12 protein-coding genes are annotated in these 12,922 nt (G+C 60.2%); 3 read left to right on the forward strand and 9 right to left on the reverse strand.

The window, feature by feature from the left end; all coding sequences use genetic code 11:
- Window positions 1–23: 23 nt before the first annotated feature.
- The gene (locus PQR32_RS35800; protein ID WP_408238696.1) at window positions 24–935 is read left to right on the forward strand and encodes a DMT family transporter; all 912 of its coding nucleotides are present in this window, start codon (window positions 24–26) and stop codon (window positions 933–935) included.
- A gap of 18 nt (window positions 936–953) precedes the next feature.
- Here the strand turns inward: PQR32_RS35800 and PQR32_RS35805 are convergent, their stop codons facing one another.
- The 5 genes from PQR32_RS35805 to PQR32_RS35825 form a co-directional block, all read right to left on the reverse strand.
- Entirely contained in the window at window positions 954–2,216 is a 1,263-nt protein-coding gene (locus PQR32_RS35805) for an MFS transporter (RefSeq protein WP_408238699.1), read from the reverse strand.
- Between the two features lie 120 nt (window positions 2,217–2,336).
- A complete protein-coding gene (locus PQR32_RS35810; RefSeq protein ID WP_408238702.1) occupies window positions 2,337–3,470 on the reverse strand; it encodes an acyltransferase family protein in 1,134 nt (377 codons plus the stop codon).
- Between the two features lie 130 nt (window positions 3,471–3,600).
- The gene (locus PQR32_RS35815) at window positions 3,601–4,509 is read right to left on the reverse strand and encodes a methyltransferase (RefSeq protein ID WP_408238705.1); all 909 of its coding nucleotides are present in this window, start codon (window positions 4,507–4,509) and stop codon (window positions 3,601–3,603) included.
- 159 nt (window positions 4,510–4,668) lie between these two features.
- Window positions 4,669–5,067, reverse strand: a complete 399-nt coding sequence (locus PQR32_RS35820; protein ID WP_408238708.1) for a hypothetical protein — start codon at window positions 5,065–5,067, stop codon at window positions 4,669–4,671.
- Between the two features lie 169 nt (window positions 5,068–5,236).
- Window positions 5,237–5,956, reverse strand: a complete 720-nt coding sequence (locus tag PQR32_RS35825; RefSeq protein ID WP_408238711.1) for a response regulator transcription factor — start codon at window positions 5,954–5,956, stop codon at window positions 5,237–5,239.
- Between the two features lie 678 nt (window positions 5,957–6,634).
- Here PQR32_RS35825 and PQR32_RS35830 point away from each other — a divergent pair.
- A complete protein-coding gene (locus PQR32_RS35830) occupies window positions 6,635–7,297 on the forward strand; it encodes a GntR family transcriptional regulator (RefSeq protein WP_408238714.1) in 663 nt (220 codons plus the stop codon).
- Window positions 7,298–7,563: 266 nt separating this feature from the next.
- Window positions 7,564–8,577: an alpha/beta hydrolase gene (locus PQR32_RS35835; protein WP_408238717.1), complete on the forward strand. Its 1,014-nt coding sequence runs from the start codon at window positions 7,564–7,566 to the stop codon at window positions 8,575–8,577.
- Between the two features lie 55 nt (window positions 8,578–8,632).
- Here PQR32_RS35835 and PQR32_RS35840 read toward each other — a convergent pair whose 3' ends face one another.
- The 4 genes from PQR32_RS35840 to PQR32_RS35855 form a co-directional block, all read right to left on the reverse strand.
- Entirely contained in the window at window positions 8,633–9,544 is a 912-nt protein-coding gene (locus PQR32_RS35840; protein WP_408238720.1) for a 2-dehydro-3-deoxygalactonokinase, read from the reverse strand.
- A gap of 74 nt (window positions 9,545–9,618) precedes the next feature.
- Window positions 9,619–10,806 (reverse strand): mandelate racemase/muconate lactonizing enzyme family protein, encoded by a 1,188-nt coding sequence (locus PQR32_RS35845; RefSeq protein ID WP_408238723.1) that lies wholly within the window; start codon window positions 10,804–10,806, stop codon window positions 9,619–9,621.
- Between the two features lie 11 nt (window positions 10,807–10,817).
- Complete coding sequence (locus PQR32_RS35850; protein WP_408238725.1) at window positions 10,818–11,738, reverse strand: dihydrodipicolinate synthase family protein; 921 nt, start codon at window positions 11,736–11,738, stop codon at window positions 10,818–10,820.
- A 16-nt stretch (window positions 11,739–11,754) separates the two neighbouring features.
- Window positions 11,755–12,921 (reverse strand): mandelate racemase/muconate lactonizing enzyme family protein, encoded by a 1,167-nt coding sequence (locus tag PQR32_RS35855; RefSeq protein ID WP_408238728.1) that lies wholly within the window; start codon window positions 12,919–12,921, stop codon window positions 11,755–11,757.
- Window position 12,922 lies beyond the last annotated feature (1 nt).

Here is a 12,922-nt window from a genome sequence, read left to right on the forward strand (position 1 = left end):
CCTCATTAGCTCAAGGTCCGTCCATGTCGAAACAAGAACGCCTGCTCATGTTGTCCGATCTGATGCTGCTCGCCGTCGCCGTCGTGTGGGGCACCAGTTACGGCGTCGTCAAAAGCGCCTTGGTGTTCTATCCGGTGCTCGGTTTGCTCGCACTGCGCTTCGGCATCACTTTCGCGCTCCTGTCGCCCGCCCTGCGCCACCTGCGCGCCGCCGATGCCCGCACGCTGCGCGGCGTGCTGGTCGCCGGCGCGCTGCTTCTCGGCATCTTCCTGTGCGAAACCTTCGGCATCCTGATGACCCGTGCGGCCAACGCCGCGTTTTTGATCAGCTTGTGCGTGGTGCTGACACCGCTCATCGAATGGCTGCTGCTCAAGCGCAAGCCGAGCCGCGTCGAGTGGCTGGCGGTGGCGCTTTCGCTGTTGGGCGCGTGGCTGCTCGCCGGCGACGGTGCGCTGAGCCTCAATCCCGGCGATGCGCTGATTCTGCTTGCCGCGCTGCTGCGCGCGTTGACGGTGTGCGTGACCAAACGCGTGATGCGCGATTCGGCCCTGCCGCCGCTGTCGGTGACGGCGGTTCAGTCAGGCGTGGTGGCGTTCGGCAGCGCCGCAGCCGCCTGGCTGTTTGCGCCACAGCAGTGGCAGCCCGTGCCCTCGATTGCGGGACATGCGGCGTTCTGGGGCTATGTCGGTTATCTGGTGATCGCTTGCACGCTGTTCGCGTTCTTCGCGCAGAACTTCGCGATCAAACGCAGCAGTCCGACACGCGTCTCGCTGCTGATGGGCAGCGAACCGGCATTCGGCGCATTGTTTGCCTGCATCTGGTTGGGTGAACGGATTTCGGTGACCGCGTGGGTCGGCGGCGCATTGATCGTCGCGGCATCGATTCTGGCGACGGTGCGATGGACCGCGCTGCGTGTGAGCGCCGCGCAGGCCTGAAGCAAAGTCTTGCGTCGATCAATGGCTCGGCGCCAGTTCCTCTTCACGCTCCAGCGAGCGCGTGCGCCTGAGTTCCGGGAAGAAGCGCATCCATAGCAAGGCGACCGCAATCGTCGCTACGCCGCCCACCAGCACGGCCGGTCGCGCGCCCCACCACCCCGCCGTCACGCCGGATTCGAATTCGCCCAATTGATTCGACGTCCCGATGAAAAGCGAATTGACCGCACTGACGCGCCCCAGCATTTCGTCCGGCGTGCGCAGTTGCACGAGCGACAGACGCACGACCACGCTAATGGTGTCCGAGGCGCCGAGCACCATGAGCGCGACGAGCGACACGAGAAATTGATGCGACAACCCGAACACGACCGTGGCCGCGCCGAACGCGATCACGCCGCCGAACATCGCCGCACCGGGCCGGTTGCGCAGCGGGAAATGCGCGAGCCAGATGGTGCCCGCGAGCGCGCCGATGGCCGTGCCCGAACGCAACAGACCGAGACCGAGCGGCCCCGTGTGCAGGATATCGCGCGCGAAGACCGGCAATAGCGCAGTCGTGCCGCCGAACAGCACGGCAAACAGATCGAGCGACAACGCGCCGAGAATCACCGGCTCCTTGCGAATGAAGGCAATGCCCGAGAACACCGATTCAAGCGTGATGGGCGCGCGGTTCGCCGGCTTCGTCTGAAGCGAGATGCCCCACACGGCTGTGGCCGCGGCCGCGAACGACACCGTGCAGGCGAGATAGGCCGCGCCGGGGCCGATGCCGTAGAGCAGACCGCCCAGCGCCGGGCCCGCGATCTGCGCAGTCTGATTCGCGGAAGTGGCCCATGCCGTCGCTTTGGGCAACTGCCCGCGCGGCACGACGCCCGGCAACAGCGAAGCCACTGCGGGCGATTCGAAGGCGCGCGCCGCGCCGACGCATGCGGCCAGCACATAGATCACGGGCGCGCTGATCCATCCGCCGAAGGTGCCGAAAGCGAATAACAATGCAGCGACGCTTTCGAGGCTTTGGCAGATGGCCGCGATGCGGCGGCGGTCATAACGGTCGGCTACGTGGCCGACGACGAGCGTCAGCACGAACATCGGCAGAAATTGCGCGAGGCCGACGAGGCCGAGTGCGAAGGCGCTATGCGTGAGCGCGTAGACGTGCCAGCCCATTGCCACGGCGAGCATCTGGAACGACAGCGACGAGAGGATGCGGGTGCACCAGAAACGTTGAAATGCGGGGTGTTTCGGCAAACTAACGGATGAGGAGCCGGGTGGCTCGGCGGGCGCTGGGGGCATGGAGTTCTTGCTCTTGACTGGAGGGCTTGGGCGGCCGCTAGTTTAGAGCAAGATGATTTGTTTTGGTTTACGGCCTCGCGCGGCCAGTCTCGCTGCCATACATCAAGCAGCGTCCCGCTTTCACGCCAGCACCGCTGGACGCGCGCGGGTGAATCGGGATTCGATGAGCAGATAAGAAAGACTGCCGAGCACCGCCGTCATCACGACGCCGGCCAATACCGCGACAAGATAGGCAAGCCTGATGTCCGTGAAGTTGCGTTGCGCCACGAGCACGATGGTGGGGTAAAAAGGCACGTGCCAGATGTACAGGCTATAGCTTGCGCGCCCTATTGCAGCAAGCGGCTTGAATTCCAGCGCCCGCACGATCACCGAGCGCGGCGGGGAATGAATGACCCGATAAATCATCAACGCGACCGACACGGCTAACAGCGTATATCCGAACGTTTGAAGCCACGCCAAGGTCTTGAACGGGACATCCGCGCGTGCCAGCGCGATCCAGATCGCCATGAAAATCGCCGCACCGAGCACGCCTGCCGCTGCAGACTGCCTGGAACTAATGCGGGAAGGCACGAGTGCCAACAGACAACCTGCCGCAATCGAGTCGATCCGGCAAAGCGTGAAGGTATAGATGCCGTTGTCGGAAATCCCGGCAAAATGGCACACCACCCTGAACGCTATCGCCACCAGCAACAGAGCCACGGCCGGGCGAAAGTACGAATGGAAACGGGCAACGAGAATCGGGAAGACGATATAGAAATGCCATTCCACAGCCAGCGTCCAGAAATGCACCATGGCGAAATGCTGATCGGCCAGTGCGACCCGGTCGCCGAACAGCGCCTGCAGACTGGTCGTGAATGTCCACAGCAAATACTCGTTTCTCAGCACTTTGCTATGCGGATCAATGAGCAGCGCGACAAGCGTGAATATCAACAGGCTCGCGACATAGGCCGGCAGCAACCGGATTGCACGGCGCCGAATGAACTTTGAATATGACGCGATTGAATTGACAGGACGCTTCAATAGCGTTGTCGTGATGAGAAAGCCCGAGATCACGAAAAACACGTCCACGCCTATCCAACCGGTCGACGCAATACGCACGATGCCGGTCCATACGCTACTCAACCCGAAGAGGCGACTGGAAAAAAAACTCGTGTAATGAAACAGGACGACCAGCATCATCGAAATGGCACGGAGTCCATCGAGGCCGGTTACGTAGCGCAAAGAGCTTGCGTCGCGGATGCTGTGTGTTTCCATCCGCGCATTTTACAGATTACAGAATGCTCGCGGCTGCAATATTCAGAACGAGCGTAGTCGAGTCGAAATAGAGCCAGACGGACAAGCGCTGCAAGCGAAGGAGCCGAAGCGCCGGTCCTCCGCGTCGCGGCTATGACAGCAGACGTCCCACGCGCCGCACCACACGATGCAGCCGCGAAGGCACGGCGCGAACCTGAAGCAATGCCGCAGGCAGATCCGACGGCGGCGGCAACGGCGCGGCGGCCGCCTCCATGCGTGCCCAGCTGGCGGAAGCGAATTCGACATCGGCGCACTGCTGCATGTGAACCAGAAACTCGAGTTCGTTTCTCGCGGTGTCAAAGAAATTCGCGCACGACATGCTCAGCAGTCCGTTTTCGACAAGCAGCCGGCAAGTCCTCGCGAAGGTGGCTGGCGTGAACACCCAGACGTGCACGTCGTGATAATTGCCGTTGGCAAAAGCATCCTGGGCAGCGGCCATGCCGTCCGCGACCGTATGCGCCGGCCGCCCACCGGACGGGAGGCCGGCCCAGATCGCCCCTGCATTCACGTCGTAGCGCACGTTCACGACATGGTCGATGATTGCCTGCGGCTGAGGAGTGCGCGCCCGCACGATATGAGCGCTCAGCACGTCGCTGATACGCGACTCCTCCCGCATCAGATCGAAAGTAAAGCGCTTATCGGGCACCGCGAGACGCAGTTGGCCATCGGGTTTGAGTATTGCGCCGATCTCGGCAAACCAGCCGACCAGATCGGGCACATGTTCAACCACATGGGATGCAATCACGTAATCGACGGATTTACCGCCCAGCGCTTCGGAGAGCGATTGCTTGCCCCATACGGCATCGACATCGACGAGCGCGCCAATGTCGACATTGGGATCATGTCTGTATTTTTCGCGCAGAGCGTCTGTGCTGGCGTGGTCGATGTAATAAACCGTACCGTCCGCTCGCGTCACCACAGGTCGGCAAAGCGCGCCGATTTCCGCACCGACTGCAGTAGACAGATTCAGTCCAGACAGCAGCTTGACTTTGCGATCCATGTGCCGACCTCCGGGTGGTCTCCGCGGAAGTCTAGCAAAAAAACAAAAAGCCGTTGAATCCTGGCGAATGCAGCGATGCCCTGAGGTGCAACGCCGGCCGGATGGCTCCGGAAATAACTATCGGCTTTCGTGACCCGCGGCCATTCGAACAGTCGCTCGTCAGTACGCCCACCAACCGGGGCCCCACATGCTCCAGTTCCATGCCGCGTTTTCATTCATCTCCGCGTTCATGCGCTCCTGGCTAATCAGGTTTTGCTGGAGTTGTTCACGCTTGTAGCTATCCCACGCATTTTCGTCGCCGATATACAGGCAGCCGCATGCGTACGGATCTGCGTAGAGAAAGATAACCTTTCCGTCCCTGACCTTCTGGACGACGCGATTCGGCGGCAATGTCTCCAACTGTACGCGCTGTTGATCAGTCGTCACGGGGACGATATGAAAGCCCGCTGCCGCGAGCAGGTCATTTTTCTCGTTGGCTCGTTCGACAGGCGTGGCGCATCCGGAAATCAGGACGCTCGCACTCATTGCGATCAGCACAGTGGTCCATCCGAGCTTCATCTTCGTCCTCTTTTGGCAGGCAGAAACTATCAGTTGGTCAGGAATAGTGCGTAGAATGCCCGCCGAAAGTTAGACAGGAATTACAAATACGCGACGCGCTCATTTTGCGCGCACTGCTCCACCGATTCAGGCACCAGCGGCGCCGCCTCACGCATACGACACGCGGGAATCAATGGGTCTGCAAACCCGTCCGGCTCAGCATCGTGCCGCGTAACGTGCCGTGGGAAGATTCCCCCGGCATCACCGTCCAGCCGACACCGCGAACGTTGCGGATCAACGATTGGCCGTATTTTTTCCGCATTGCATGGATCAATACGTCGATCGCATTGCTTTCTACCTCTCTGCCCCAACCGTACAGCCGTTCTTCGAGTTGGCCGCGCGACAGTACTGTGCCGCGTCGTTCCAGAAAGGCATGCATCAGCGCGAATTCCCGCGCCGAGAGCGACGACTCCACACCGTTATGGAAGAACGTGCGCTTATCAAGATCGAGGCCGATCGATTCGTCGCCGATTCGCGAGGTTGCATAGCCCGCCGTGCGCCGAAGGACAGCGCGAATGCGTGCCAGTAGTTCGCGGACATCAAATGGTTTGAGTACGAAGTCGTCCGCGCCGGTATCGAGGCCGCGCGCACGCGTCTCGGGATCGTCATGTGCAGAAAGAAGCAGTACAGGAACCCTGTTTCCGGCAGCCCGCGATGCCTTCAACAGGTCTATGCCGCAGATACCCGGAAGCCCCAAATTGAGCAATGCGACTGCGTAGTAAGCATTTCCAATCGCGTCCTTGCCAGCCTTGCCGTCACGGACCCAGTCAACGCTGTAATCCGCACCTTTCAACGCGCAAAACAGGTTTTGACCGATGTGTAAATCATCTTCAACCAGTAATACTCGCATCATTCCCTCGTGAAGTGCCGCAAGCGTTCCGTCAGCATCTGGCTGAACGCTATCGGTGTAAGTGACCTCCCCGTTTTATTCCGAACAACGTATTCGAAAACCATCAGACGGTCGGATTTATTACATCCACATTTCGTTTTTATTCTGAGGGATGCGCTGTTTGTTCTGAGTTCCGCGATGTAGAAAGTGAAATTCTGTCGTCCAAAACCCCGTAGAACAAGTAGCGCGTTACTACGAAGTGAGTGGATTCTAGTCTCGAATTTTCCACTCACAATAAGCGTAAACCCTGATTTTTTGTCAAACCTGCTGTTGTCGTAAGTTTTCTTTGTTATCGCAAGGCGCATGAGACGCAGAAGCCCCGTCCTGTAGCGTTTACAGCGCGTAATCTCTTTGTTGGAAACGCCATCTTGAAACTGATGCTAGTGTTCCGTGTGCTCGATCGAACTATTAAGGAAGCGCTTCCACATGTACGGCCATCATGTGCGGCAACTATGTACAGAACCAGCGCAACCAAACCTATTTTTCCACGTAGTTTCAGTAGCACGTTACACGTCGTGTCCAACGCAGAAACGAGCAAACGCGAAGCATCAATCGATCGGAATCATGGTTGCCACGCGTCACGCACTACTCAGTCAACTTGTGTACACTTCACATGGCATTGATCAACAGAGGAGTGAAATGGAACTACTGCAAGGCGTCGGCGCAGGTAATTTACGCGAGCAGGTTGTCGCACTGGTGCGCGCAGATATTGTTTCGGGACGTACCGCCCCTGGCGCCGTTTATTCGGTGCCGGGACTTGCTACCGAACTCGGTGTCTCGACCACACCGGTCCGCGAAGCGTTGCTGGAACTCAGCCGCAGCGGCCTGCTGGTGGCGATGCGCAATCGTGGATTCCGTGTTGAACTGCTTTCCCGGGAGGCACTGGACAGCCTCTTCACCATGCGAGACTTGCTTGAACGCTTTGCTCTCGAGACGCTCGCCCGTCAAGGTCTCAGAGATCGCGATACGCTGATGGCCCTTGCCGATGAGGTGTCTAATGCAGTTGCAGCGGACAACCTACCGAAATACATCACATCCGATCGGACTTTTCATGAAGCTCTGGTCGGACAGGTCGGCAATCCATTCCTGACAAAAATGGTGATGCAATTGCGCGACGATATGCGGCTTTACGGCATCGATTCTTCTGAAGGTCGCAGACGCCAGAAGGAGTCGGTAAAGGAGCACTATCAGATGGTGAATCTCGCCGACCAGGGGAACGTCAAAGAAGCGAGCGATCTGATCAGCCGGCACATCCTCTCGTGGAAGCCGCTTTTCGAGGCCGCGCTCGCTCAATATTCCTGATCCACTTGCGTTGCTCGAGCGACTGACGGCGCATCAAGATCGCCGCGACCACCGAACTAAAGTCATCTATCGCGAGATCATGAACAAACCCTTCGGCGCGCTCAACTGGAACTGTCGCATCAGTGAACGCCGGGCAATGATCACGAACAGATGTCGATGCCGATGTTTGCGCACGTTGGGCCAGCGTCCGGTCCATGTCCATCGCGCTAGCAGAGCGCGCTTGCGGCGAGATGTCACGTATCAACCAATTAGTTGAGGTAGCTACGATGAGCGACCAGAAACAGATCCATTCTTCCAGCTTGCGGACAAGCCCACTGCTGGTCAGCGAGATTGGCAGCTTCCATGTAGGCGGCGAGATGTTGAGCCTCCATGGGATGCCGCTGCGCGAGCGGATCAGTACCAATCAAGGGGCGGTTCATCGAGTCAATCCGAACGGTGAGATCATTGCCGGCCAGATGTATGTCCAGTACGTCAAACTCGAGCGCCCGACCGCGAGGTGGCCCCTGCTGCTGTGGCATGGCGGCGGCATGACGGGCGTCAACTGGGAAACGACACCCGATGGCCGTCCGGGTTGGCAGATGTTTTTCCTGCGTGCAGGTCTGGATGTGTACGTGTCGGACGCCGTCGAAAGAGGCCGTGCCTCGTGGGCGCCCTATCCCGAGGTCTATGCTGATGCGCCCTACTTCCGGACCGCGCAGGAAGCATGGGAAGAAACCTTCCGCTTCGGCCCTGCAGGATCATGGCACCGCGATCCGGCAAGCAGGCACCCACATGACGGCGTGCGCTTCCCGGTCGATCAGATGGAAGCCTTCATGAACCAGTTCGCCCCGCGCTGGGCGACGAACAACGAGCGCACGCAACGGGCCTACGATGCCCTGGTCGACAAGCTCGACGGCAGTATCATCCTGACGCATAGCCAAGGCGGCAACTTCGGACTGACCGCGGCGCTGCATGCTCCGGACCGTGTGAAGGCGGTCATCTCGCTCGAACCTTCGGGCGCGCCGACTGCCGACGGAAACAATGCGGCCGCGCTTCGACACGTGCCTCATCTGTTCGTCTGGGGCGACTATCTCGATCAGCACTCGTTCTGGGTTGACTCGGTGCCGAAGGTGCGACGCTGGCACGATGCGCTCGCGGCGGCCGGCACGGACGTCGAATGGATCGATCTGCCGGCGCGGGGCATCAAAGGCAATTCGCATGCGCTCATGGCAGACGACAACAGCGATGACATCGCCATGATCGTCCTTGACTGGCTGCGCCGGCGCGGATTCGCGGCGTAGGCACACAACGAGGCGAGGCCGGAGGACGAACACCGATGTACCTCCGATCCTTGGGTCACCCAACAATCCCCGCCTCTCTCGCGATGCGCACATGCCCTTTCACAGTCGCATCCTGCCCAGCGCGCGCGGGCTCGAAGCCGGCGCTCTCCAGCGCCCACCTGTACCGTCTGCATAGGTCATCGTCGCCGATCAGCAAAATCGGGCGCGACATATCCGACGCGAACGCCGCCATCGCGCTCGCCACCTCCACGCCGATCAGAATCCCCGACAGATAATCCGGCAAGCTTCCCGGCTCCATTTCGTCCATCAGGCGGATCGTGCGCGCGGCAAACACGACGTGCGTAGCCTGTTGCGGGTGTTTCAGGCCCAGCGACACGCCTGCATGGAACGCCTCATCGTTGCAGCCGCCGAACTCCATCAGCCGTCCGAGAATGCCATGCTTTGTCAGCAAACCATACAGCTCGCCCGTTATGTAGGTCGCGAAGTGGGTGATCATCGAGTCCTCACCGACCGATACCCATTTGCTGTGCGTGCCCGGCAGGACGCAAAGACACTCGGATCCGACGCCCGCTCCCCAGATCTGCGTCTCTTCACCGCGCATCACATCGTGTATCGAATCCACGCCGCCGCACCGCACGCCTGGAATGATGTGCATGTCGACCTTGTCGGCGACGGAGAGCGTCGTGAACGCTAGTGCGGCCGCTGCCGGCGTAGCCGGACAAGCCAGATAAGGCGCCTCGACCCAACCTTGCCGGCTGCCGATCATCCCGCTTGCCACGATCGGGCAGCCGTGAATGTCGACCCAGTCTTCACAGATCGCGTTCAACGGTGTATGAAAATCCCTGTCTTTAACGGTCATTACACCGCCTGGGGCACTTCGGTTTTCCACGATCTCTCCGTCAGCGGAGACCAGTGTCGCTCTCAAACTCGAGGTACCCCAATCGAGGCTGATAAAAGATGGATTCATAGTACGGCATCCTCAATTTATAAAATACGCTCCGGGAATAAGCGTTTATTCTCGTTAATCCCGGTCTGTCGATATCAGGCTATCGTTCTCTTTCGCACGTGTTGCCAAACCTCGTCGCTCGGCTCGACACCGAGCCCGGGCCCCTGCGGCAACTGAAACGCGCCATTCACGCAGCGCATCGATGTCTTCACATATCGAAGGTTGCGATCGAACACGGAGTGTTGGTACTCGTGCATCGGGACATTCGGCAGCGCCGCCGCCGCGTGCAGGCTCGCCGCCTGAAAAATGCCGATACCGATGGTCGCGTGAGGGATCACCTTCACGTGAAAGGCGTTCGCCATCCGCGCGATCTGCATGAACTGGCTGATGCCCGTATGCCCCATCTCCGGCTGGATGATCGACATCGAGCGCTTCTCCAGTCGCGGACGATACTCGTAGACGGTTCGCCATTCCTCGCCCAACGCCAGCGGCACGCGAATCTGTTCGCCCACTCGCGCCTGCCCTTCCATGTCTTCGGGCGCGCAAGGCGCCTCGATGAAATACGGACGCCAGCGCGCCAACTGGTCCGCAAGCTGTATCGCTTCCTGCGCGGTGAATTTCCAATGCAGATCGACCATGAGCTTGACGGAATCGCCGAGCCCTTCGCGCAACGCCCGCATCTCCTCGACAATGCCGTCGAACGAGACTGCCGCGTGATACTTGAAGGCGCTGAACCCTTTGCTCACGAACGAGCGCGCCAGCTCCACGCGTTCGTCGAGCGTGCGACCGGGCAGCCCCGACACGTACGCGGGAATTTCCTCCAGACGCTGGCCGCCGATCAGCTTGACCACTGGCTGTCCGACCAGTTTGCCGAACAGATCCCAGATTGCAATATCGACGCCCGCGATGGCATCGACGTAGAACCCGCCGAAGAACCCTCGCACTCGCATCAGGTCGTACAGATCTTCCTGTATCACGACCGCATCGCGAGGATCGCGACCGACGACAGTGGGCCCGAGTACATCGTCGATGATGGCCGTCACGGCTTCCGGCGCGACGATCCCGTATGTCTCGCCCCAACCCACGGTGCCGTCCTCGGCTGTCACCTTGATCAGCACCGACATGTCGGTAGTCGGATAGATCGTTTTGTTGCCCTTGCGGATCAGATAGCCGCGATGATTGATCTGCTCGTCTTTGCCGAGTCCGCCGAGGTAGGGCTCATCGCGCGGAATCGACACGATGAACGATTCGACGCGGGTTATTCTGGGTACATGTGTCAGCATGGCTTGCTTCCTCATCTGCATGGTGCGAGGAGATCCTCGATGTCGTGCAGGAATGCATCGACGTCGGCGGCATCCTCGTTATCGAGTAATGGCCCGGCTGCGCGTTGCAGGCGGCAGCGGATCAGGCCTCGACGATGCAGTACGTACTTCGTCAACGACCAGCGAAACACCGCCTGCACGTTCAGTATCGGCAGCATGCGCGTGAACAGTTGCCGCACGCGCTCAGTCTCGCCTGCGCGATGCGCGGCAAACAAGGCGACATGCACTTCCGCCAGCTCGATCGCAGGCATCGTGCCGCACGCGCCGCGCCGCAGCTCGTCGGTGATATAGCGGCCGCCCGCGCCGCCCAATACGCCGAGCAACGTGTGGGGCGCCGTCCGCCGGACCACTGTGAGCCGCTGGCCGCTCGGCAACGTTTCCTCTTTCACATAACGAATGCCAGGCACCGCGTTCAGGATCGCGACCAGCACGTCCGGATCGAGACCCGCACCCACAGGCGCCGGCACGTTCTGCAAGACGATCGGCGTGTCGGGCACAGCGCGCGCAACCGCGGAAAAGAACTCGATCTGCGCATCCGCCGTGTTGCGATCAGGCGGCACGGCGATCATCAATGCGCTCGCGCCACGTTCGGCGGCCGCTTGCGCGAGTTGCACCGTCTTCTCGATATCGGTGCTCGATACGCCCGCGACGAGCGGCAAGTGGCCGTCGAGTTCGTCGAGCACGATATCCGTCAATGCCAGTCTCTCTTCAATCGTCAACTGGTTGAACTCGCTCGCGACGCCCGGATACGTCATGCCGTCGACACCCGCGTCGACCAGATAGCGCACCAGTCTGCGCAGACTGTCGACATCGGGCTTGCCGTGTTCGTCGAACGGCGTGGGCAAAACGGGGAACACCCCTGAGATCGCTGCAATGCTGTCGTTCTTGTTCATGTATTAGTCTCCACGCTCAATAGGCAGGCTTGGTCGAGAACCATCCGGGGCGTCGTGCATCGAGATACGCGCCGCGAATGTGATCCACCTTGTAATGGTCCAGCTTGTCGAAGTCCGGCTGCATGCCAAGACCCGGACCGTCCGGCAGTGAAAACGCACCGTCCTTCACTGTGGGCGCCGAACGCACGACGTCGTCGGCGAAATAGACGCGCTCGGAATCGATCGAGATGGACATGTTGGGAATGGCGCTCGCAAGATGCACATACGCAGACTGCGAGAAGCCCAGTTCGCCGCCGCTGTGCAGCGTCACGGGAATGCCGTGCGCTTCCGCGATTGCCGCAGCCTTGATGGTCTGCCACAGGCCGCCGATTTCGTGCGGATCGAGCAGGATCACATCGGCCGCGGCGTGGCGCACGATATTGCCGACGTCCGCGAGCGTATAGGCCGACTCGTCCAACGCGATGGGAACGGGTTGCGCGCTACGCAGTTGTGCGTGGCCTTGCAAGTCGTCGAGTTCGAGCGGCTGTTCGACATATTGCAGATCGAACGGCCGCAAACATTCCAGCATGCGTTTTGCGGTGCCTGGCGTCCACGCGCTGTTGACATCCGCGCGCAACGGCAAATCGCCCGTCACCGACTTCACGGCTTCGACGTTCGACAGATCGCTCGACGGCGTCATACCGATCTTGACCTTGAAGCTGCGATAGCCATCGTCCAGAAAACGCTGCGCTGAGTCCTTCAACTGCGCCTCGTCCGTTCCGAACAGATACGCGGATACCTCGACCTGCGAACGATAGACACCGCCCCACAGTTCCGCCAACGGCGAATCAAAGGTGCGCCCCTGCGCGTCCCACATCGCCATCTCGACGGCGGCCATTGCCATCACAACCGCGCGTTTGTGATGGTAGTAGCCCGCGCCGAACACGTGCCGCGTGAAGCGCTCGACATCACAGGCACGGTGTTGCCTTGCAATCGGAATCACGGTGTTGACCAGCACAGGCTCGATGAAATCGAGCAGGCAGATTGTTTCGCCGTAACCCTTCACGCCATTGGCCAGCGTCAATTCGACGACGAGCCGCGTCGCGGCAGGCCGCGCGCCCGAACCCCATTCGAGCGGCTGGCTGAACGGCATCGCCACTTTCCAGTGACGCACTGCGACGACCTGTAATGGATGTTGTGTCATC

This window comes from Paraburkholderia dipogonis, assembly GCF_046027395.1.
GTDB classification, from domain to species: domain Bacteria; phylum Pseudomonadota; class Gammaproteobacteria; order Burkholderiales; family Burkholderiaceae; genus Paraburkholderia; species Paraburkholderia dipogonis_A.